This window comes from Bradyrhizobium sp. B117 (assembly GCF_038969555.1).
Taxonomy (GTDB): domain Bacteria; phylum Pseudomonadota; class Alphaproteobacteria; order Rhizobiales; family Xanthobacteraceae; genus Bradyrhizobium.
In genome coordinates this window covers 6,255,959-6,277,461 of record NZ_CP152414.1, presented here as the reverse complement: position 1 = coordinate 6,277,461, position 21,503 = coordinate 6,255,959, and the positions used below count along the sequence as shown (strand labels likewise).

Here is a 21,503-nt window from a genome sequence, read left to right as displayed (position 1 = left end):
ACGAGCCGGACGATGGATCTCTTCCACAATCTGGCGATCGGCTTTGCGACGGCAGCCCAGCCCGCCAATCTGCTCTACGCTTTTCTTGGCTGCCTGCTCGGCACTTTGATCGGCGTGCTTCCGGGCCTTGGGCCGCTCGCGACCATCGCGATGCTGCTGCCGATCACCTATGCGCTGCAACCGGACGCCGCGCTGATCATGCTCGCCGGAATCTATTACGGCGCGCAGTATGGCGGCTCGACCACGGCCATCGTGGTCAATCTTCCCGGCGAGTCCTCCTCCGTTGTCACCACGATCGACGGTTACCAGATGGCGAAGCAAGGCCGCGCGGGCGTGGCGCTCGCGACCGCGGCGATCGGCTCCTTCTTCGCTGGCTGTGTGGCGACGCTCGCTCTTGCGGCGCTCGCGGGCCCGCTGACCGCGACCGCGCTGCTGTTCGGCCCCAAGGAATTCTTTGCGCTGATGATCCTGGGCCTCATCCTCGCCTCGGTGCTGTCGAGCGGACCGTTCATCGAGGGCATCGGCATGGTCGTGCTCGGCATGCTCCTCAGCCTCGTCGGCACTGACCTCAACAGCGGCAGCCAGCGCTTTGCCTTCGGCATTCCCCAGCTGTTCGACGGCCTCGATTTCGTACCGCTGGCGATGGGCATCTTCGGCTTCGCCGAGATCGTCAAGAATCTCGAGCAGGATGACAAGCTGTCGCTGGTGACGCAGAAGATCACAAACCTGTTTCCGACCCGCGACGACTTCCGCCGCATGGTGCCGGCGATGCTGCGCGGCACGACGCTCGGCACGCTGCTCGGCGTTCTGCCCGGCGGTGGCGCGGTGCTGTCGTCCTTTGCGTCCTATACGCTGGAGAAGAAGCTGTCGCGCCATCCCGAGCAGTTCGGCAAGGGTGCCATCGAGGGCGTTGCCGGCCCGGAATCCGCCAACAATGCCGGAGCCCAGACTTCGTTCATTCCGCTGCTGACGCTGGGCGTGCCGTCAAACGTCGTGATGGCCCTGATGGTCGGTGCCATGAACATCCACAACATCCATCCGGGCCCCGAGGTGATGACGAAGAACCCGACCCTGTTCTGGGGCCTGATCGCCTCGATGTGGGTCGGCAATCTGATGCTGCTGATCCTCAACCTTCCGCTGGTCGGATTGTGGGTGAAGCTGCTCACCATTCCCTATCGCTTTCTCTTTCCTGCGATCATGGTGTTCTGCTCGATCGGCGTCTATTCCATCAACAGCGGAACGTTCGAGGTCTATGAGGCCGCAATGTTCTGCGTGTTCGGCTACATCCTGATCAAGCTGCAACTGCCTGCGGCGCCGCTGCTGCTGGGCCTGGTGCTGGGTCCGGCCATCGAGGAGAACTTCCGCCGCGCCATGGTGCTGTCGCGGGGCGATGCCACCGTGCTGCTCACGTCTCCGCTCTCGGCGAGCCTGCTGGCCGCCGCTGCCATCGCGGTCCTTCTGATCATGCTGCCGACGATCCGTGCCCGGCGCGAGGAGGCGCTCCAGGAATGAGATGCATGAGACGCCCCGGGAAATCTCTGCCGTGATCCGCGAACCTGCTGCCTTCGAAGCCCTGCTGGAGCGTGTCCGCCGCTTCGTCCGGGACATCGCCATTCCGGCCGAGGCGCGCGTCGAAAGCGGCGATGAGGTCCCAGCGGACATTGTCGCCACCATGCGCGAGGAGGGTTTCTTCGGCTGGAGCATCCCCGAGGCCTATGGCGGAGCCGGGCTCACCACGGAGGAGCTCGTCCTTGCCGCGTTCGAGCTGTCGCAATGTTCGGTCGCCTTTCGCGCCCGCGTCGGCACCAACACAGGCATCGGTTCGGAGGGAATTGTCGCCGATGGCACCGAGCAGCAGAAGCAGGCCTATCTGCCGCGCCTTGCCAGCGGGGAATGGACCGGCTGCCTCGCGCTGACCGAGCCGGATGCCGGCTCGGAGGCTTCGAACGTACGGACCATCGCTCGCCGCGAGGGCGATCACTACGTTCTCGATGGCGAGAAGTGCTTCATCACCAACGCACCCGTCGCCGACGTCTTCACCGTCACCGCGCGAACCGATCCGCAGTCGAAAGGCGCTGCGGGCGTCTCGGCCTTCATCGTCGAGCGCAGTAGCCCAGGCCTTGCGACCGGCGCGCCCTATCGCAAGATGGGGCAGGCGGGCTCGCCCGTGAGCGCGGTCTATTTCAACCAGTGCCGCGTGCCCGCGGCCAATCTCATCGGCGGCCGCGAAGGCGCGGGCTTCAAGACCATCATGAAGGTGCTGAACAAGCAGCGCATTCATCTGGCCGCCTTGTCGACCGGGCCGGCGATCCGGATGCTCGACATGGCCATCCGCCATACCACCAGCCGGGTTCAGTTCGGCGAGGCGGTCGCGAACTACCAGCTGGTGCAGGCGATGATCGCGGACTGCCGGACCGAGATCTTCGCGGCGCAGTCGATGATCCTCGAGACCGCGCGCAAACGCGATCGTGGCGAGGACGTCGCGCTCGAAGCATCGATGTGCAAATATTTCGCAACAGAGATGTGCGGCCGCGTGGCAGATCGCTGCCTGCAGATGTTCGGTGGCGCCGGCTATATCGCCGATCACTCGTCGATCGAGCGCTGGTACAGGGACGTCCGGCTGTTCCGGCTTTACGAAGGAACCAGCCAGATCCACCAGCTCAACATCGCGCGCCTGCTGCTGCGGGACGCGGTGTGAGAAGCAGGTTCAAATTTTCGAGGAATTGAGATGAGCGGGCCGCTCGAAGGACTGAAGGTCCTGGACATCACGACCATCGTGGCTGCGCCGCTCGCCGCGACAGGCCTGGCTTCGCGCGGATTTTCGAGGCGATGGGCCGTCAGCTCATATATCCCCGCTTACTGGACGGTTCCCCGAGCGCCTTGAGCGCAGCTGTCGCCGCTTGAACGACCGTCAGGCGGGCTGCCCCCTTCGCGGAGGCGACGCCCTCTAGCTGTTCCGAAAGGACGTGCTGCGCGGCTTCCGTGTCGCCTCGCGCGCTCCAGAGCCGCGCGAGGCAGGTCGCCGCGCTCAGGGCGGCGAGCTGCGCTCCCTGACGCTTCGCCAGCTCGAGGGAACGGGCGAATAGTGCCTCCGCAATCTCGGCGTCTGCCGGGCGCTCTTGTCGCGCCAGCAGCAGCTCTCCCTTCACGCGGTGGATACTTGCTGAATCAAAATTTCTATCGCCCTGAGATTCGCTTATCGCGATGCTCTCCTCGATCGATCGCAGCGCATCGGCTTGGCGCCCCAGCGCGCCATACGCGCGCGCCAGCAACCGCAACCATAGGACGCTGCCCTGCTCGGACCCGGTCACGCGAACACCGTTGATGCCCTGCAGGAGCAGTTCAAGGCCTTCCGACGGACGACCTTGCTCGGTGAGCGCTCCGCCAAGAAAGTTGGTGGCCATCGCGCGCCAAAATGGGAAACCATATTTGGTGGAGACTGAGATCGCGGTCTCGGCGCAAGACTGCGTGCGCGGCGCGTGGCCGCAAACGCTATAGAACCACGCAGCGAACGTCCACGAGAATGCAAGGCTGAAGGGATGATTTGCCCTCTCGGCGATTGCCAGGGCGGCCCGCAGCTTTTGCTGACCGTCGGCCGGTTGTCCCATGTAAGCCATAGTGCAGGCCTGATACGCCAAACAGGCCATTCCAGGCTCCTGTCCATAGAGATAGGCATGAGCACCGTGGCGATCGGCATCATAGAACGTTTCCATGCGCCGGAACTCCTGAAGCGCCAACGGAAAGTCGCCTATGTAGTAAATGGCCGCACCCAGCGCGTAGTACGCCTCGATAAGCAGGTCGGGGTCGCTCACACGTTCAGCGAGCTCTACGAGTTCTTTGCCGAGGTCGTAAGCGGTCTGGCTGTCTCCCTTCACGAGGTGAAAGGATCGTAGCCTGAATAAGACTGGGAAAAGGTCGCCAGTCGCCTGTAGAACACCGCACAGCTCTCTCGCGCGCGTGAATATCCCTTGCACTTCCGCCGAGGCGAAGCCCTTGGCCGCGATCAATGGCGCGCCAAGCGCCACTTGGAGGGAAAGCTCTTTGGAATCGCGAGACGCCGATGGAGGAAGCTTGCGTAGCAGCTCCAGGCCTGCCTGCAGGTGATTGACCGCCTCAGCATTGGCCGACCTGCGCACGGCCTGCTCGCCTGCTTTTTGCCAATAGTCGATCGCGATCTCTGGCATTTGGCCTTCTGCGAAGTGATGCGCCAACAGCTCAGGATGGCTCTGCTCGACTCCCTCTCTGGTCCTGAGAACCTCGGCCACCTTACGGTGCACCAGGCGCTTGCGACTTCTAAGCAGAGAGTTGTAGGCAGCGTCTCGAATCAACGCGTGCCGGAACGTGTACCGCGATGAGGGCGGCACCCCGTGTTCGCGGAGTAGGTCTGTGTCACAGAGCCGCCTAAGTTCGCGCTCGAGCGTCGGATCGTCGTATTCGCCGACCTCGCGGATAAGCGCATAGGTAAATTCCCGACCGATGGTCGCGCCGACCTGGGCGACCGTTTTCGCGCTCTCGAGCCGGTCCAGTCGTGCCATGAGGGAGTCTTGCAAAGTCGATGGGACGTCAGTATCCGCGAGGTCACCGCTCGCCTCATGAATGGCCGTGGCTTGCTGCAGAGCCCCGGTTTCCAGCAGCATCTTTGTCAGTTCCTCGACGAACAGGGGCACGCCATCCGTCTTCGTGACGATGCGCCTCACCGCAAGTGGCGGCAAATGGCGAACCTGGGCGAGCACACGGACCATCGACTCCACGTCCGAGTCGTCGAGCCGATCCACCACAAGCTCGGTGACGTGCGGCGGTTTCGACCAAGGGGGAGCAAACGTGCCGCGATAGGTAAAGGCTGCCATAATCGAGGCCTTGGGAAGGCGCTCGATCAGCAAACCGAGCAACTCCAGGGTCGACGGATCAGCCCAGTGGAGATCCTCCCAGATGCTCAGCAGCGGATCCTCCGCTGCTCTTTCGCAAAGCCACGCAACCAACCCGTCGAAAGTGCGGCGCTTCAGCAGGGCGGGGCTCCCGGCGGGGGTGGGGTATTTCTCACTGACGGGCAGGGACAGCAGATTTGCCATCAGAGATACGTCTTCGGGCTCGCAAAATTTGTAACCCGCCAAGGAGGCTTCCAGGCGCGCAAGTCTCTCCTCCGGCGAACTGCACTCGTGAAATCGCATGAGACGCCGAAGAAAATCGACAACGGGGTAGAGTGCGGTGCTTCGGTGCTCGGGCGAGCACTGAAACTCGCTGCACGCTGCAGCCTCCGCCCGCGCGCGCTGCTTCAGCACTTCCACCAGCCGAGTCTTTCCGATGCCGGGTTCACCGGAGAGAAGCACGAGTTGACCCTGACCCTCTTTTGCTTTTTCCCAGAGGTGGGTGAGCAATTCGGTCTCCCTGTCGCGTCCGACAAGCGGGGTCAGCGCCCCGCGCATCGCCTTGAAGCGACTTTCGACGGACTGGGCGCGAACTACCTGAAAGGCTCTTGTCCCTCCTGATAGACCCTTCAGGTCCTGCAAGCCCAAGTCATTCAACTGGAAGAGGTTGCCGATCAGACGGCGCGTCGATGCAGCAATTACGACACTGTCCGGTTTCGCTATGGCTTGCAGACGAGCAGCCAAGTTCGGCGTGTCGCCAACAACATCGCGCTCACGCGACTCGCCCGCCTCGGTGATGTCCCCGACGACCACAATTCCGGTTGCGATACCAACTCGCACATGCAACGTTTCGCCGAACGCATTCTCGAGTGTGGGCGCGACTTCCGTGACGGCTAGTCCAGCTCGCACCGCATTTTCGGCGTCATGCTCATGCGCCTGTGGGTAGCCGAAATAGACGAGAATGCCATCTCCCATAAATCTTGCAATAAACCCATCGTGATCTTGAACGGCCTTTGCGGCAGCCTTGCGGTAGATACCGATAATGGCACGCATGTCCTCGGGATCGAGCCGCGCGGACAGCGCCGTCGACCCGACGAGATCGCAAAACATGACGGTCAGCTGACGCCTTTCCGGGTCGTTCCTCACAGCTTCGAGCGACACGTTTTGACGATCCACGTCGACGGATGCCCCGCATCGAGAGCAAAACAGCGCCGTCCGAGTCAATCCATGTCCGCATTGAGAACACCTCTGGTGCAACTGCGCGCCGCATCGCTCGCAGAACCGGGCTCCGTGCTCCGCGTCACTTCCGCAGGCGGTGCAGAACAAGCCGCTCATGGTTGGACGGAGTCCGCGTGCACTGCCGTCGAGTCGAATTTGGGGGGCAAACACGTGATGTTTCGCGACCGCGGCACGGGCAGTTCGAGCGGGGTGAGGCCGAGAGCTTCGACCGTTCGGTTTCCCTCGCGGAACGACCAGCGCGGATCCGCGCTCACTCGCTGCAGAAGCGCCTCTTCGCGCAGGGTCCCATCCTCGTCGTAGAGGCCGCTCTCTATCTCTTGCAGAAATGGGAGATACTCCACCATCCCCTTTCTGACCCTTTGCCAAGAGTACCAATGCAGAAATTTTCCTCGTGCCGAAGGCAAATCACTCCGCCTGATCGCCCGCGCGATCTCCATAGGTCCATACAGTTCGTCGTAAGCGTCGATCACGAGCTGCTGCAGACGGGACGGGGACATATGAAGCGGATAGTGAGTGACGAAGTTGCCGTCGCTGTGCTTCCAGCTGTGAAAGATGCTGCGATACCACGGCACGATTGTTCGGTATCCGTTCATCTGCTCGGGGTAGTGCCCCCAAATCGGAAAGAAGTATGCGTAGGTCAACTTCTGACGACGCACGAATTCGCGGGTCTCACGAAGGCTTTCGAGCGTATCTGTATCGGCTCCGACGACGAAGGAGCCGAGGATCTGAAACCCGTAGCCATGAAGAGTAGAAATGGCCGTCTCGATCTGCTCGAGCGTTTGATGCTTATCGTAAGCGTCGAGCGTGTCGGCGCGGATGGACTCGTAACCCTGATAGACGCAGGTAACGCCTGCCTCCCGCATGAGTTCGAGCAGCTCTTTGTCGCGAGCGATTTCCGTCCGCGCGAAAACGACGAATTTGTATCCGAGCTGTTCCTCGATGATGCGGCGCAAGAGTTGCTTGGTCGCTTTTCGCTTCATGGTGAAATCGTTGTCTACGAACATCAAGTTGGAGCCGTACCGCCGCTTGTCCCGAAGGTCCGCAATCACACTCTCGATGTCTCGCTTCCGGTACCCGGTCGGGAACATCGTGTTTACAATGCAAAACGTACATTTGAATTGGCACCCTCGAGACGATTGCGCCGTCAACAGAGGCCGTCGCCGCTGGCGCAGCATGTCCAGCATCGTCATTTGTTTGTACCCTTCGATCAGCCGAAAGTCGGGGCCGGTGTCGAATCGCTCGGGTCCCGGTCGGCTCGGCGTGCGGTGCGTACGCTCCCCATTGCGAAAGGCGATGCCGCGCACGCCGGCAGGGTCTCCCTTTGCGCTCAGCGTCGCCACCAGTTCAATGATCGTCTCATCGCCCTCTCCGAAGACGACATAGTCGCAGTGCTCTAATGCAGCTTCCGGGTAATAGCTCGCGTTCGTCCCGCCCAGCACCGTAGGGATCCCCAACTCCGCGCGGATTCTATCAGCCAGCTTGTAAACCTTGTCGGCTCCAGCGTTCAAAGTGGAGAAGCAAACCAGATCCGACTCTCGGATGGCGTCCCAATTCGGCGGCTGTACGTGCTCGATAAAGATGCGTACATCGTAGCCCTCCTTGGCGAGGAGCGTTCCAATCAAGGGCAAACCGTAGTCAGGCATCACCAATCGATGCGTGAAATCGGGAAACTCGCCGTTCATCTGAATGCAGACAATTTTTCGGATCACGGGCGCCTCGCTGCTTTTGATTTGGTCGATGCAATGACTGCTTTCTGGAATGCCTCACACCTTTGGTTCGGACGATACCGCCGTGCCTGGCGCGAAATCGCCGGCTCGCGCGAGAGAGAACGTCGGAAGAGCCATTTCATCTGAAACAGGCTCGAATTGCACCTGCAAAGGGATATCGAGAGCCAGGACGTCCGGCTCGTCCATCTTGGAGAGGCGGGCTATCAATCTCACACCCTCCTCCATCTCGCCGAGAACAATGGCGTAAGGAACGTCGGCAGCGAACCCCGGATGAAACGCCTGGTGGACGATGGTCCAGCTGTGAACGCGCCCACGGCCAGTCGCGGCTGACCATTCCCAACGCTCCGAATGGCACAGCGGACACATCGGGCGCGGTGGGTGACGCCAGCCGGTGCACTGCCGGCAGCGCTGGAAGCGAAGCTCCCCGCGCGCGCAATACGCGTAGAAGGCGACCCACATCGCGTCTTCGAAGGCCGGTACTGGGCGTGCGAGGAGGGTCATGCGGTTCACCCGTTTCCCAGGACCGCCACGCTGCCGTCGCCGAAATCGCCCCAACCCGTCACCAGCGCGAGCTGCGCGTCTGAGACCTGCGCGCCACCTGCTTCCTGCCGAAGCTGGCGAACGGCCTCAACCACATGGTTGAGGCCCCAGGCGTGACCTTGAGACAATAGACCACCGTGAGTATTGATCGGGCAGCGTCCGCCGAGTTCAATGCGGCCGCCCTTCACGAATTCTCCGCACTCGCCCGGGCCACACAACCCGAGCGCCTCGATTTGGAGCAGCACCACGTACGTGAAGCAATCGTAGATCTCGAACACGTCGATATCGCTCACCTTCACGCCCGACTTTGCCAGTGCGCGCGGCGCGGCGGAGGCAAGGCCGATGTTCAGCAAATCTGCCCGGGATCCGATGTCGTCAGCGGGGGTAGGGCGTCCTTGCGCTGCCCCCAGAATGATCACCGGTCTGGTACGGAGGTCGCGCGCGCGCTCCTCGGCGCTTACGATGATCGCGCATGCCCCATCGGTCTCCAAGCAGCAGTCGAACAGGCGGAACGGCTCAGAGATCCAGCGGGAGGCGAGGTACGTTTGCATATCGAGGGGCCGCCCCCGCATCAGAGCGCGGCTGTTTTGCTGGGCGTGTTTGCGCGCGGCAATGGCGACGGCGCCAGTGGCCTCGTCTGAAATTCCGTAGAGCTGCTTGTGACGCATGGCGAGCAACGCATACCACTGGGCCGGCGCGGTTGCGCCCTGGGGATGATAGTACTCCCGAAGTGTGGTGGTGAGCGCTGCCAAGCCTTCGCCCACCTTGAGCGGAGATGCTTTACTGCCTTGCTTCGGACGAATGGCCGAGTACCCGTTCCAGCCCATCACGACCAGAACGTTTCGGGCCACGCCATGCGTCACGATGAGGGCCGCCGTTTCCAGCGCGGCGGTGGGGCTCGCGCCGCCTTGTTGGTGCGTGACGGTGTAGCCCATCTCGACACCGAAATTTGCCGCGAGTTCGTCCGCGGTCACGAATGCCGGGGGCGGAAGGATCGCATCGATGTCGCGGAGCGAAAGCCCGGCATCCTCGGCCGCCCGTTTCGACGCGGCGAGCATCAGCTCCAGCGGTGTATCGTCGGTGCCCCTGGTGTAGGCGGTCTCGCCGACGCCAACAATCGCAGCCATTTTTGCCATAGTTCCTCGCGCAATCTTTTCTCGAGCGTCCTACAGCGTCTCCCTTTCGCGACTTGCGCAATCTTTTCTCATACTGCTGGCTCTTCAAACGCAGAAGGATCAGGATCTTGGCTAAGAATCTGCGCAGGCAAAATGTGGTTGCTAGCCGGGTTGCGCGCCAAAGCCTCCTGCATTTCCGAAAGCAGGGGCGAGAGCGTGCGCACGAAATCATGCAGATGGACGTGCCAGATCGCCAGGGACACGGCGACGCCTAAGCGACTGGGTTTGTAGATCAGCGCCGCTGCCAATAATGAAATGCTCAAGGCGGCGCGCGACTTGTCCGCTCCGAGAATGCAATACCAGAGATACCGAAAAAATACGTCGACGTCTCGCAAGCTAAACCGTGCGCCCCCTCCGCCGATGTGGCGGATGAGTTTCAGCGCCCTTCGCCGGAAGAGCTTGTGGTTGTAGAGGTCCTCCAACAACTCGCGGTAACCCCGATAGAGCTCCAGCCGGGTCATCCCAGCAGGCATGATGTTGGTGAACACAAATTGATCACCGGTCGTGGTTCCGAGCAGCCTGCCTTCTCGCTCAAGCCGCTCGTAAAGCGGGGTCTTGGGAAGGGCGTTGAGGAGGCCCGTCATCGAGATCGGTATTCGTGCCTCTTCGAGGAATCGGAAGTGTTCCTCAAATATGCTCGGATCGTCGGCATCGAAGCCGACGATCATGCCGGCCTGGACTTCAATGCCAAATGATTGGATCTTGTGAACCGCAACGACCATGTCCTCGCGGGCGTTCTGGACTTTGCGGGTCTCCTTGAGAGAGACTTTGCGAGGACTCTCGATCCCTATGAAGACCGACCTAAAGTGGGCGGCACGCATCAACCCGAGCAACTCGTCATCGCGAGCCAAATTGATGGAGGCCTCGGTCTGAAACGTGATCGGGTAGCCGCGCTCCTGTTGCCATTCGGCGAGGGCGCGCAGGAAATCCTTGGCCCGCGCGCGGTTACCGATGAAATTGTCGTCGACGAGAAACACGCTGCTCGCACCTAGCCGGTACAGCGCATCAACCTCCGCCATGGCGGAGGTCACCGATTTCGTCCGGGGCTTCCGCCCGTACATCACGATGATGTCGCAGAACTCGCACTCGAACGGACACCCACGCGCAAACTGCATGAGCATCGTGCGATACCGTTTCGTGCGCAGCAGATCGAATCTCGGGATCGGTCGGGACGCGATGTCGGGAAGTTGTGGTGCGCGGTAGATCGGCTTCAAATCCCCTCGCGAAAAGTCTTCCAGAAAGCGCGGCCACGTTTCCTCCGCTTCCCCTGCGAACAGCACGTCAACTTTGCCTTCGAAGTCTTCGGGACAGAGCGTCGCATAAGATCCGCCGACAGCTACGCGCTTGCCTTCCGCTTTGAATCCGGCAATCAGCTCGAACATGCGCTCTTTGTGAACGATGAACCCAGTTATTCCAATCAGGTCCGCATCGACGCGAAAATCCACGGCTTCGACATTCTCGTCCACGAGCTCAACAGTGTGCGGCTGGGGGGTGAGTGCGGCAATGGTCGGTAGCGCGAGATTAGGTAGTACGCATGGCTTTCCCAGCACGGGGAGCGACCCGTCCAAGGTCCAGAAACTCCGCGGGTTTCTCGGGGAGATAAGCACGATGTGCATGCAAACTGTCCCCTCCCAAAGGATACGCGAGTTGGGGCGACGCTTTGGTAGCCTAGCATCGTATTTGGAGCCGAGCCACATTGTTGGACCAAAAATTAAGGGATTGCGGCAAAGGGCGTCGGCTCGAGGGCGCCCGAGAGTCGCTCAACGGAATTCGGGTGTCTGGACATGACGTATCTGCGAGGGTACGCGCCGGACTCTTCGCCTCGCGGCCCTAGGCGGGAATTGACCGCATCGCCTCTGCGTTCGCCCGTTTTCGCGCTTTCGCGGCGCCGCTCACCAGAATGGAAGAATCCATTCTTCGGCGCGACATCAGAAACCAGCTTTTGCTGGAGGCGAGGAGTTCGCGACGTAAGTGGTGATTGCCTTCCACTCAGCCGTAGAAGCGACGGATGCAAACACGTCAGCACTTTCAGATCATGAGGCGGCACCTCGCCGTTAGGCCGAACTCGAGGCTTTGCAACGTTGGATCTTTCGCTGAGGCAGTAAGCCTGTCATATTGAAACCCTAAGTGTTCCAAGGTATCCTGCTACTTTAGGTTCGCGCTTTTGCTCTGAAGCGGTCCCTGTCGTGCTTTTTGTACTGTGGGGGACATTCATGCGAAGCTCTCGCGGAATGCTTTATGCCCAACGATTTAGCGAACTCAGGTCTCAGATTTGGAAGATCTTCGACGTCTAGTTGAAGATGCAGAGCGAAGCGCCCGCAGCGTGTCGGGATACGTTACACATGCGTCGCGCAGCCTTCGAAGTCGAGAACCCGGCGCCCTCTCGGTCCGCCTCCGTCGCTACGCGGAGCCAAGCCGCGAGCGTTTAGTACAGGTGCTAGTCTCTTCGAGGTTGGTTTCAGGGTTCCTCCGGGCTTGCACGAGAGTCAGCCAGGGGCCAAGCCGACCTTGTATCGCCGCGCAAGCTGCCAGAATCAATCCTGGTCAAGATCGGTCGTCCGATCTATCTCTCGGGCCGAGCCGCGCGCGCGATCAAAGCTTCCGTAGCAAAGGCCCTCATCGTCGTGGCGGGCGTAATAGGCGATGCCGTCGGGACGAAGCGGATGGTCGAACACCGCCTTCGACCAGGTCTGGGACGCGTCATAGGCAGCCCGCCATGCGAATGCGCCATTAGAGAACGCCGTAGCTCCCGTCACCGATTGACGCCAGCGCAATTTGCGAGTGTTCAGGACTGTCTTAATCGCCACTGGCGTCGATACTGAGCAGTTCGCGCCTCACCGAATACTCATCACCGTTCCATATAACGTTATCCACTTCGCTTTTGCGCGCTCCTGCGCCCCCGCAAGCTCGCCATTCGTGAGGGTTTGGATGAACTCCTCCATCGACGGCTGCTGCGCGTACTGCAGCTTGAGAAAATCTTCAACCTTGAGGTTGGTGTAGCGCTGGAGCTGCCGCCAATCTTTGTGGCCGGTGACCAATGCGACCTTTTCGATTGGCAGTCCTGCCTCGAAAAGGCGGCCCGTTCCCTCGTGACGCAGTGACAATCCGTTGGTCTCGACAACCCCCAACAGATTCCGGCGGCACCCGACGTCATCACCGATGTCAACGCGGTGACCCGCGTGATCGAGCGGGCCGACATGAGTGGATCAGGGATCGGCACCGTGGACGCCTTCACCGGGGTCGAACCGGGTGAGCTCGACCTGATCGCGCCGGTCGGCACGGTCAATTTCGGCGACGCCGGTGTCCGGGTCTCGGGTAATTTCAACGTCGCCGCCCGCTTCGTTCTCAACATCGACAATCTCCAGGTCAAGGGCGAGGTCAAAGGTGTTCCCAAGGAGAGTGCCAAGCTCGCGCCGCTGACGAACGAGACCAAGGACAAGGCGGCCGCCGATGCGGCCAAGGATGCGACCCTGCAAAGCTCCTCGGATCGGCCTTCGTTGATCATTGTCGAGGTTCTCGGCTACGGCGGCGGTGACGGCGAGCCGCGGCAGGACGATGACAACAGGTCACGTCGGCAGCCCGAACGCAGCGACCGGTCGCCGGCTTACGATCCCGGAAACCCGGTTCAACTCGTCGGGATCGGGAAGCTCACTGCAGAGCAGGCACAGAAGCTGACGCCGGATGAACGGCGCGCGCTCGAGGCGCAGTAGATGCAGGAGCGCCGCGGCGGTGGCGACGGCGAGCGGCGCCAGCCCGACCCCGGCGAGGACGAGAAGCGCCGGGCACCCGACAAGCAGAGCTACGATCCGAACGGCATGTTCCGCGTGTTCGGCAACGGCGAATTCACGGCCGAGCAGTCGAAGGACCTGACGGAGGATGAGCGAGCGGCGCTGCTGCAGCGGCTGGGCCGCAAGGCGTCGCTCTGAGGCGGGATACCGGGCAGGCATCCGGGTCCGACATCCGCTAGTGCCGTGCGTGTCGGCCGGCCGGATGGGCTCGCCATCCGGCCGGCCGGTTAGATCACTGTCACGCAAACGATATAGAGGAGGCTTTCGCCCGAGCTTCAACGATCCAGATGGCCGAAGTGCGATTTCTGGTCGACGAGAGCAGCACGATGAAAGCAGCTACATTGCATGGCGCCACGGCCTTACATGCCGACCGCCCTCGAGACGGTATCCGCGCGGCGTTCCGCTTGCTGGTGGTCCTGGCCGCTTGGCTGATAGCGGTCATCTTCGTCGCCAATGCCGCGGAGGAAGGCCCGCTGGCTCGTGCGGGAAGGCCGATTGCATTCCACATTCCGGCACAGTCCCTGGCCGGTGCGTTGCAGGCCTATGGGCAGACCACCGGCATTCAAGTGCTCTATGAAAGCAACTCCGCCCTCGGCCGGACGTCGGTCGCGGTTGAAGGAACGTATGCCGCGGACGAAGCACTGAACCTGCTGCTCACGGGCACGGAGCTTAAGGTGCGCTACATTCGTCCCGATGCCATCACGCTCGCTCTTCCCAGAGCCGAGGGCGTCGGCTATGCACCTCCGGCGGCGCCCCTCGCAACATCGGATCTGTCCCTGGGGCGGCTGCGCGTGCGTCGGAATGGCGATGCCGACGACGCGGCCCGGTTACAGGACTACAGCCAGAGAGTGCAGATGGACATTCACAATGCACTTCGAAAGAATGCAAGGACGCGCGATGGCAATTATCGCGCGGTGCTGGATATCTGGATCGATCCCGCACGCACAATCGAGCGTACCGAGTTTTTCCGCTCGACCGGCGACCATGAACGAGACCTTGCGGTTTCGGCGGCGCTTCGGGGACTGACGATCAGCAAGCCGGCGCCGGCGAATACACCGCAGCCTGTCCGTGTCGCCATCGTGGTTAAGTCTCTGCAATGAGTGACAGCGATATCCGCCGCGGAAACGAGGAGGGACGAGCGGCGGTGCTTGGATCCTATCGGGACGATGACCTCGATGCCGCCTCGTCGTCGGGAGAGTTCTATCGCCTGCTCGGTATTCCGGCGCTGGCGGCCGTCCTTTTCGTGGGTGGCGTCTACTGGATCAGGATGCAATTGCCAGCCGGCTCCCCGGGGCAACAGTCGGCTGCAGTCGTGCAGGTTCAGCTGCTTCCGCGGCCCAATGCCGTTCCGATAGCCGTCGCTCCGGCTTCTCAACCGGAGACGGCGAATTTCGCCAGCCGCGCTGATACTTCATTGAAGGACCCGGATCCGACACCATCCGACGATCCCGTTCCGGCTCCGAGAGCGAGAACTCTCTCGCCTGGAGACAGTCCGCCGACGCCTGCGGCCGTGAGCGGGCCTGAGAGCAGCGCGGCCGTCAAATTTCAACAGACCTTGCTTCGGCACGTTTCGCGGTACCAGCGTTATCCCAACGCGGCGAGCGCAATGCATCTCGAAGGAAAGGTCGTCGACACGCAGTTCGCCATGGCCAGGGATGGCACGCTGCTCGGCGTCTGGGTGCGAACAAGCTCGGGTCAATTGCTGCTCGACAAGGAGGCGATCGAGACCATCCGGAGAGCCCAGCCGCTGCCGCCAATTCCACCCGAGTTGCCGGATCGGCTCAATATTCATCTGGAGCTCGAGTTTTGATCCGCCTTGAGATCCGGGCTCGCCCGATGGGCACGATCTCCGTGCAATGGCGAGCCGGGCTCGACGTCGTCGCTCCCCTCTTGCGCCTTGTGTCATAAATGTGTAGCGCGGCAACGGTACGACCTTCGCAACCTTTTGCGGTAGTTGCGTAGGCAATGTTTGCGCCGGAAATACCAGAGTATGTTGGGCACGTGAAACGTGGCTGATAGCAATCGAATACGGCTGCGGGGGCAGTTGGTCGAGAACTATGAAGGCCTGATCCGGAAGCTTACGCGTCGCTTAGGGTCTGCCGATTTCGCCCACGAAGCCTTGCACGAGACGTTCCTGCGCCTGGACAGGGTGACGGATGTCGAGCCTGTACGCAGTCCTGCCGACTACATCTTTCGTACCGCTATCAACATCGCGAAGGATCGCCAGAAAGCACAGAATTATCGCGTCAGTTCGTCGGAGATAGACGCACTCCTCGACATATGCGATGAAGGGCCGGATCCAGCCAGAGTGGTCGAGGCGCGTTCGGAAATCGAGGCTTTCAAGCGCGCGCTTGCTGAGTTGCCGCCACGGCCCCGCGAGGTCCTTCGGAGCATTGCGATCGAGGGGCAGCCGGCGCACGAGGTCGCCGCGCGGCTCAAGGTCAGCATCCGGACCGTCGAGAGCGACCTGAAGCTGGCGCTTGGCCATTGTGCCGACAGCCTCAAACATACATTGCGACGCCGTCTCGGTGGCCCGCGTCCGCGATCGTGAGTGCGTCGATATTGCAAGCCGAAGCATCTGATGTCTTGTTTCGCCCGGCGCAGGCAGGAAAATTTGATCGATAGGCTGCCCTTGTGCGGTTTTTCTTCGGGATAGCCGGGCGCCATTCGTCTATCGAGTAGATACACCGTGCAGCAGGCGTCACGCGCCGCAAGCTGAACAGGGGATTCCGGGGGAAGGACGCAGGCGGTGGCAGTGACGGCGGTTGCAGGGTGCGCTAATGCGGCTGTCGCGGCCGTTCGCTTCCCTGACCGCGGGTGTATCTTGCAGTTGATTGCCGGAACGTTGCCGCCGATGTCCCGGGCTGCGGGATGCTGTTCGAAATTGAGGGGAATTGATAGTATCTTGCCTGTGACTGCCTTTGGCCCGGTTTGGCTACCGGTCTGGCGATTGCGATAGATGGGCTATGGATCTTGACCGCCACCAACGAAACACCTGAGCCGGATGCGCTTCTGCGCGAAGCCCTGGACTGGATCGTTCGCCTCAAGACGGGTGAGCCGACCAGAGCGGACGTCGAAGCGCTGCAAGCGTGGCGTCAGCAAAGCGGCGCGCACGAGGCCGCCTTCAAGAACGCGGCCCGGGTTTTCCGTCATGCGGGCGTCGCTGCGCTTGAGTTGGCCGATCGGCGGGCTGTAGGCGGCGTTGCACGGTCCTCGCCAACACCGATGCCCAGGGCCATTGGACGTCGCGCCTTTCTGGGCGGCGCGACCGCCGTGGCTGCGGCGGCTGCGGGTTACGCAATCGTGCGCCCGCCGCTTGGCCTCTGGCCCTCGCTCGAAGAGCTCTCCGCCGATTACCGGACTGGAAAAGGCGAGTTGCGCAAGATCGCCGTGGCGCCGAACGTGTCCCTGGAGTTGAATACGCAGACCAGCATCGCGTTGCGTTCGGCGTCAAACGAAACCCGGATTGAATTGATTTCAGGCGAAGCCTCCGTGGTGGCGACATCGGCCGTCACTCCCTTTGTCCTGCTGGCGGCGAATGGCCAGATCTCCGCAGTGAAGGCGGATTTCAACGCGCGTTGTCTCGATGGTGCCGTCTCGGTGACCTGCTTGAGCGGAAGCGTGGATGTTGCGCAAGGTGACAGAACGGTACGGCTCGGCAGGGCGCAGCAGGTGTCCTATTCGCCGGGTGGCATCGAAGCCTCCGTACAGGTCGATCCGGGGCAGGTGACGGCCTGGCAGGCAGGACTGCTGATTTTCCGCGATCGACCGCTTGTGGATGTCGTGGAAGAGGTCAATCGCTATCGATCCGGCAAGATCATCATCACCAATGCGGATCTGAAACGGCGCATGGTCAACGGCACGTTTCAGATCAACAAGCTCGGGGATTTCGTGCCCCAGGTTCAGCAGCTGTTCGGAGCCCAGGCGCGCTCGCTGCCGGGCGGGGTTGTGCTGCTCGGTTGAACGCAATCCGGGTCCGCTCGAGCATACGCAGGTCATTGGCCGCGTACGCTCTCGTTGCTGCACGAATCGTGTGCTGACACGCCACGCCAGACATTGTCCGTAAAACAATCGCTAACGTTTTCCGATCTCGCAAAAAAGTCTTGCACGTTAGATTCGGCCCAGTCGTCTTTAGAACGAGGGACGTGATCACGGTGTCCGGCCGTGGCCTCGTTTAGCTGGTTCGGAGTCGGGCGGGGCATCTGTGAAAAGTGGAATCGATTGCGAGCACCGCCGGCGTGCGTCGGCGGGCACGGCGTTGTTTTGTCTGACGGCGGGCATGTTGGCCGGTGGCCTCGTGCCGCGCTGCCGGCCCACGCGGCCAAGGTTTCCGCGGCCGGTGCGCCGAAGGCGGACAACCCGTCCGCTCCCGCGGCAACGGAAGCTGCTGCCGCGCAAAAGCCAGCAGCCATCGTGCAACGTTTCGATATCGACGATTTCGCGATCCAGGGCGCCGAGACGCTTCCGCAGATCGACATCGAAGAGGCGGTCTATCCGTATCTCGGACCGAACAAGAGTGCCGACGACGTCGAAAAGGCGCGGGCGGCCCTCGAGAAGGCGTATCACGACAAGGGTTATCAGACCGTCAGCGTGTCCGTGCCGCAGCAGAACGCGCAGGCCAGGATGATCAGCCTCAAGGTGACGGAGTTGAAGGTCGGTCGTCTGCGGGTCAAGAATGCGCGCTATTTCCGGCTGGACAAGATCACCGAGGGGGCGGGTTCTCTCAAGGAAGGGACGGTCCCGAATTTCAACGAGGTGACCAAGGATATCCTCGCGCTCAACCAGTGGCCTGATCGGCGCGTAACTCCTGCGTTGCGTGCCGGTGTGACGCCGGGCACCGGCCGCCGCCGACCCCGGGAGACATCACGCCGCCCTTCATGCCGGTCCTGGACGATACGCTCGTGCAACGCGATCCCATCGAATCTATTCGCATGGGTGGAGCGCACTGGTGCGACATGATGATCGGCGTGACGCGCGAGGAGTATGCCGCGTTCTCGATCTCGAATCCGTCACTCGACGAACTGTCCGAGGATGCACTCGAGTCCTTGCTCCGATCTCACGGCGGAGACGACGCAAGCGCGACGCTCGCACGGCTGCGTTCCGCGCGGGCGCCCACGACGCCTCGTATGATCCTGGGCGACTTCTACAGTGAGCGGATGTTCACGAGGCCGAGCCTGGAGATTGCCGCCACGCAGTCCGGGCTCGGTCGAAAAGCCTTCACCTATTTGTTCGACTGGCAGGCGCCGGTTCCGGGACTGGGGGCCTGTCATTGCATCGATCTTCCCTTCTTGTTCGGCAACATCGACGTCTGGCAGGCGGCTGCGATGGTCAAAGGCGCGGACAGGCGCGAGGTGCAGGACCTGAGCCGGCTCTTCAGAGGCTCGATCGCCGCGTTTGCGGCCGCGGGAGACCCGAACGTTCGCGGTCTCCCCGAATGGCCCGCTTACACAGCCGATCAGACCGTCCTGCATTTTGATCGTCGCATCGCTCCATCGCGTTACATCGCCTGACCGGTGATTGTCGCGCCGGGAACGGCCGGGAGAGTTCTCTCAACGCCTGGCCGACCTGTGCCCGCGCTTCTTGGAAGCGCGTTGGGATTTGGGCTTCACGGCAGGCGCCGAACCCGTTTGCTGCCGACCATCGGACGATCGCAGCCTGTCCTGAAGAAATTTGGCGAGACCGGTGAGGAACAGCTTGCCGGCGACCGTCAGAGATCGGCGCGAGGGATAAAGCGCATAGAACGTCACTGGCGGCGGCGACCAGTCCGGAAGCGGCAGAACGAGTCTTCCACTGAGCAGGTCCGTCTCGCACATCGGCATTGGGAGTCGCGCGAGACCGAGGCCCCGCAGCGCGGCCTGGCGAATGATGTTGAGGTTGTTAGCGGAAAAGTTGAGCTTGACGTTGATCTCCGTCGTCGCACCGTCCATGCCCAACAGCCGCCAGCGCGCCATGAAGCCATCGGCGCCCCATCCGACGCCGGGGAGACCTTCGAGATCTGCGGGGCTCGTGCACGGGCCGATGCGCTCCATTAGGGCTGGCGCTGCGACCACCGGTAAGGCGTTGTCGCCAGCTTCTGGCAGATCAATTCGGAGTCGGCCAGATCTTCCCGCACGGGATGGATTGCGAGATCATAATGATCGATCTTCGGGTCGAACGTTCCCTTGGTATTGTCCAAGGTCAGGCGCACATCCGGATAGGTCTCGGCGAACTGGATGGCGAAATCCGTGACCAGAATCTCGGAGAGAACGGCCGGACAGGAGATGCGCAGCATGCCAGACGGGCGGTTGGTGCGGTCCTCCGCAAGCGCCCTGATGGCGACCAGCTCCTCCCTGATCTTCTGGCTCCGTTCGTAGATCGAGAGGCCGATTTCGGTCGGCGCGAAATTTCGCGGGCCGCGATGGACGAGATGCACGCCGAGCTGGCTTTCGAGGTCACCGATCCTTCGGCTCAGGCTCGACTTCGGAATGCCGGTCTTGCGGCTCGCCGCCGACAGGCTGCCGGCTTCGATGATTTCGACAAGAAGCGTCAGGTCATCGACTGTTCCCATAGGTGATCCCCGCAGACGCCTCAGACAGGAAGTCCGGCTTCGATGAGACGATCGAAAGCGCCCTTCCGCCATCGGCGGCGCTTCAGCAAGCGCAGCATCGTTCCAATCCTGGAACGTGACTGTACCGATTGCCGGACTTTTTGTCCCGTGTCCACTGCCTATGCTGTTTCACCGAACTGAACGGGCGGTTCGAGGGGAAGCGCGCCGGACCGCGACGGCCTGGAGTGTCTTCGACCGCAGCATAGAGAACATTGGAGGGGGAAGTGAAGAGTCGTATTCAGTCGATACTGATGGCATTGGCCTTGGCGTCATTGGGAAGCACGGCAGCTCTTGCCGGGGATTTGCCGGTGAAGGCCAAGCCGGCGCCGTCCAGTCAGCCGTTCTTCTCGGTGATCGATAACCGCGTCACCTTTTCGTATATCCCCAAGGCGACGGATCCCGGCGTGTTCTCGAGGAATCCGGACGGGTCGCTCAACAGCACGACCGCGATGCAGGTCTACTCGTTCACGCATTTCGACATCTGGCAGTACGGTACGAACTTTCTGAACATCTCGATGTTCAAGGCGGATCATAACGATCCCGCCAGCCCCTGCACGAACGCGGGCGTTGTCTTCAATCCGGGCACCGGTGTCGCAACTCCCGCCAACTGCGCGGGTGCACTCGTCTTCACCGGCCAGAGCCGTTCGACATTTGGCTGGAATGAAATCTTCGACACCAAGGCTTTCACGGTCGGCCCGCTTCGCAACATCTCCTTCGAGGCCGGTCTCGACCTGAGTTCGTCGAATTACTATCGGGCTGCCGCCGCGCAGGCGGTCTCGGCCGGTCTGCAATTCCAGTTCGATCTTCCCTACAAGGGTTATGTCAACGTCGCGCCGCTCGCGACCTGGATCTACATGGCTCACATGGGCTTCCTGCAGTGCGGCGGCGGCTTTGCCCCTCCGGTGCCCGGTGTGAGCTGTTTGACCGACGGCAACCGGCGGTACCAACCAACCTGGGCGATCGAGACAAACTACTACATGGATCTCGGCTTCCTGCCCGAGAGCGTGCGCTATTTCTCCATCAGCGGTCGCGCGCAGTTGCTCGGCGAACTCGGCCCGGAGAACAGCCCGCTGCCCTATAATCCGCTGCCTGTCGCGGCGCCGGCCAACTCCATGACGAAAGTCTCCCTCAACTCCGAGCCGATCCGTCTGACCTTCGATGCATCCAAGGCGATGTGGGGTCCGAAATTCTCGCACTATGTCGATGTCTGGGTGGCCTATCGCTACTGGCAAAACAAATACGGTCTCGATCACAATGTCAGCAAGCTCTGCACGATATCGCCGGGCGTGAGCAACAACACCTGCACCGAATCGAGCCTGTACAGCGGCATCACCATGAAGTTCTGACGTCGTTCTCCTCCCGGACGTCACTTGTGCCGCGCCTCGCGCGGCATTTTTTTGGACGTGGCCTGCGGCGCTGCATCCTTCGAAGGTCGCGCAAATTCCGCCTATCTTCGTTTTAGCCGCATCAAGTCAGCGGCTTAGCGGGGGGCCCGTCAGGTCGGCCGCGAGATGTTTGACACTTAAATATTTTAAGCTTAAAGGAATTTAGAAGCGTTGCAGAATGGCGTGGTTTGCCGAAGC

19 protein-coding genes and 1 pseudogene are annotated in these 21,503 nt (G+C 61.6%); 11 read left to right on the top strand and 9 right to left on the bottom strand.

Annotation, left to right across the window (positions count from 1 at the left end):
- The first annotated feature begins 12 nt into the window (after window positions 1-12).
- Both AAFG16_RS30665 and AAFG16_RS30660 read left to right on the top strand, forming a co-directional pair.
- Window positions 13-1,512, top strand: a complete 1,500-nt coding sequence (locus tag AAFG16_RS30665; RefSeq protein WP_283080205.1) for a tripartite tricarboxylate transporter permease — start codon at window positions 13-15, stop codon at window positions 1,510-1,512.
- 31 nt (window positions 1,513-1,543) lie between these two features.
- Window positions 1,544-2,698, top strand: a complete 1,155-nt coding sequence (locus tag AAFG16_RS30660; RefSeq protein WP_342731273.1) for an acyl-CoA dehydrogenase family protein — start codon at window positions 1,544-1,546, stop codon at window positions 2,696-2,698.
- A 139-nt stretch (window positions 2,699-2,837) separates the two neighbouring features.
- On the opposite strand, the gene AAFG16_RS30655 is transcribed toward AAFG16_RS30660, so the two are convergent.
- From AAFG16_RS30655 to AAFG16_RS30625, 7 genes are all read right to left on the bottom strand, one after another.
- Window positions 2,838-6,026: a BREX system ATP-binding domain-containing protein gene (locus tag AAFG16_RS30655; RefSeq protein WP_342731271.1), complete on the bottom strand. Its 3,189-nt coding sequence runs from the start codon at window positions 6,024-6,026 to the stop codon at window positions 2,838-2,840.
- 170 nt (window positions 6,027-6,196) lie between these two features.
- Window positions 6,197-7,813 carry a radical SAM protein gene (locus AAFG16_RS30650; protein WP_342731269.1) on the bottom strand — a complete coding sequence of 539 codons (1,617 nt, stop codon included), beginning with the start codon at window positions 7,811-7,813 and terminating at the stop codon, window positions 6,197-6,199.
- A gap of 54 nt (window positions 7,814-7,867) precedes the next feature.
- Window positions 7,868-8,332, bottom strand: a complete 465-nt coding sequence (locus tag AAFG16_RS30645) for an OB-fold domain-containing protein (RefSeq protein WP_342731267.1) — start codon at window positions 8,330-8,332, stop codon at window positions 7,868-7,870.
- Between the two features lie 5 nt (window positions 8,333-8,337).
- Window positions 8,338-9,498 carry a thiolase family protein gene (locus AAFG16_RS30640; protein ID WP_342731265.1) on the bottom strand — a complete coding sequence of 387 codons (1,161 nt, stop codon included), beginning with the start codon at window positions 9,496-9,498 and terminating at the stop codon, window positions 8,338-8,340.
- A gap of 77 nt (window positions 9,499-9,575) precedes the next feature.
- On the bottom strand, window positions 9,576-11,162 hold the full coding sequence (locus AAFG16_RS30635) for a radical SAM protein (RefSeq protein WP_342731263.1): 1,587 nt from the start codon (window positions 11,160-11,162) through the stop codon (window positions 9,576-9,578).
- Between the two features lie 918 nt (window positions 11,163-12,080).
- A complete protein-coding gene (locus AAFG16_RS30630; RefSeq protein ID WP_342731261.1) occupies window positions 12,081-12,302 on the bottom strand; it encodes a hypothetical protein in 222 nt (73 codons plus the stop codon).
- 78 nt (window positions 12,303-12,380) lie between these two features.
- Window positions 12,381-12,650, bottom strand: coding sequence for a hypothetical protein (locus tag AAFG16_RS30625; RefSeq protein WP_342731259.1), 270 nt, complete (start codon window positions 12,648-12,650; stop codon window positions 12,381-12,383).
- A 66-nt stretch (window positions 12,651-12,716) separates the two neighbouring features.
- Here AAFG16_RS30625 and AAFG16_RS30620 point away from each other — a divergent pair, with 66 nt between their 5' ends.
- The 8 genes and pseudogenes from AAFG16_RS30620 (at window position 12,717) to AAFG16_RS30585 (ending at window position 18,844) form a co-directional block, all read left to right on the top strand.
- Complete coding sequence (locus tag AAFG16_RS30620; RefSeq protein ID WP_342731257.1) at window positions 12,717-13,256, top strand: filamentous haemagglutinin family protein; 540 nt, start codon at window positions 12,717-12,719, stop codon at window positions 13,254-13,256.
- Entirely contained in the window at window positions 13,257-13,472 is a 216-nt protein-coding gene (locus AAFG16_RS30615) for a hypothetical protein (protein WP_342731255.1), read from the top strand.
- Window positions 13,473-13,621: 149 nt separating this feature from the next.
- Window positions 13,622-14,434 carry an STN domain-containing protein gene (locus AAFG16_RS30610; RefSeq protein WP_342731253.1) on the top strand — a complete coding sequence of 271 codons (813 nt, stop codon included), beginning with the start codon at window positions 13,622-13,624 and terminating at the stop codon, window positions 14,432-14,434.
- A gap of 506 nt (window positions 14,435-14,940) precedes the next feature.
- The gene (locus AAFG16_RS30605) at window positions 14,941-15,144 is read left to right on the top strand and encodes a TonB family protein (RefSeq protein WP_342731251.1); all 204 of its coding nucleotides are present in this window, start codon (window positions 14,941-14,943) and stop codon (window positions 15,142-15,144) included.
- A 198-nt stretch (window positions 15,145-15,342) separates the two neighbouring features.
- The gene (locus AAFG16_RS30600) at window positions 15,343-15,885 is read left to right on the top strand and encodes a sigma-70 family RNA polymerase sigma factor (RefSeq protein ID WP_342731249.1); all 543 of its coding nucleotides are present in this window, start codon (window positions 15,343-15,345) and stop codon (window positions 15,883-15,885) included.
- Between the two features lie 422 nt (window positions 15,886-16,307).
- Window positions 16,308-17,297, top strand: a complete 990-nt coding sequence (locus AAFG16_RS30595) for a FecR domain-containing protein (RefSeq protein ID WP_342731247.1) — start codon at window positions 16,308-16,310, stop codon at window positions 17,295-17,297.
- A 316-nt stretch (window positions 17,298-17,613) separates the two neighbouring features.
- Window positions 17,614-18,173: pseudogene (locus AAFG16_RS30590) on the top strand (POTRA domain-containing protein); the annotation flags it as partial.
- Window positions 18,174-18,211: 38 nt separating this feature from the next.
- Window positions 18,212-18,844, top strand: a complete 633-nt coding sequence (locus AAFG16_RS30585; RefSeq protein WP_342731245.1) for a carboxylesterase family protein — start codon at window positions 18,212-18,214, stop codon at window positions 18,842-18,844.
- A 39-nt stretch (window positions 18,845-18,883) separates the two neighbouring features.
- Here the strand turns inward: AAFG16_RS30585 and AAFG16_RS30580 are convergent, their stop codons facing one another.
- Together AAFG16_RS30580 and AAFG16_RS30575 are read right to left on the bottom strand one after the other, a co-directional pair.
- Window positions 18,884-19,363, bottom strand: a complete 480-nt coding sequence (locus AAFG16_RS30580; RefSeq protein WP_342731243.1) for a LysR substrate-binding domain-containing protein — start codon at window positions 19,361-19,363, stop codon at window positions 18,884-18,886.
- The gene (locus tag AAFG16_RS30575) at window positions 19,363-19,881 is read right to left on the bottom strand and encodes a LysR family transcriptional regulator (protein WP_342731241.1); all 519 of its coding nucleotides are present in this window, start codon (window positions 19,879-19,881) and stop codon (window positions 19,363-19,365) included. Before AAFG16_RS30575 ends, AAFG16_RS30580 begins: the two co-directional genes overlap by 1 nt.
- A 263-nt stretch (window positions 19,882-20,144) precedes the next feature.
- On the opposite strand from AAFG16_RS30575, the gene AAFG16_RS30570 reads away from it, so the two are divergent.
- A complete protein-coding gene (locus tag AAFG16_RS30570; protein WP_342731239.1) occupies window positions 20,145-21,266 on the top strand; it encodes a hypothetical protein in 1,122 nt (373 codons plus the stop codon).
- Window positions 21,267-21,503 lie beyond the last annotated feature (237 nt).

Excerpts from the sequence above, each read along its gene's own strand:
- AAFG16_RS30665 (WP_283080205.1), top strand. The coding sequence starts at position 13 with ATGGATCTCTTCCACAATCTGGCGATCGGCTTTGCGACGGCAGCCCAG.
- AAFG16_RS30645 (WP_342731267.1), bottom strand. The coding sequence starts at position 8,332 with ATGACCCTCCTCGCACGCCCAGTACCGGCCTTCGAAGACGCGATGTGG.
- AAFG16_RS30640 (WP_342731265.1), bottom strand. The coding sequence starts at position 9,498 with ATGGCTGCGATTGTTGGCGTCGGCGAGACCGCCTACACCAGGGGCACC.
- AAFG16_RS30635 (WP_342731263.1), bottom strand. The coding sequence starts at position 11,162 with ATGCACATCGTGCTTATCTCCCCGAGAAACCCGCGGAGTTTCTGGACC.
- AAFG16_RS30615 (WP_342731255.1), top strand. The coding sequence starts at position 13,257 with ATGCAGGAGCGCCGCGGCGGTGGCGACGGCGAGCGGCGCCAGCCCGAC.
- AAFG16_RS30610 (WP_342731253.1), top strand. The coding sequence starts at position 13,622 with ATGGCCGAAGTGCGATTTCTGGTCGACGAGAGCAGCACGATGAAAGCA.
- AAFG16_RS30605 (WP_342731251.1), top strand. The coding sequence starts at position 14,941 with ATGCATCTCGAAGGAAAGGTCGTCGACACGCAGTTCGCCATGGCCAGG.
- AAFG16_RS30585 (WP_342731245.1), top strand. The coding sequence starts at position 18,212 with ATGCCGGTCCTGGACGATACGCTCGTGCAACGCGATCCCATCGAATCT.
- AAFG16_RS30580 (WP_342731243.1), bottom strand. The coding sequence starts at position 19,363 with ATGGAGCGCATCGGCCCGTGCACGAGCCCCGCAGATCTCGAAGGTCTC.
- AAFG16_RS30575 (WP_342731241.1), bottom strand. The coding sequence starts at position 19,881 with ATGGGAACAGTCGATGACCTGACGCTTCTTGTCGAAATCATCGAAGCC.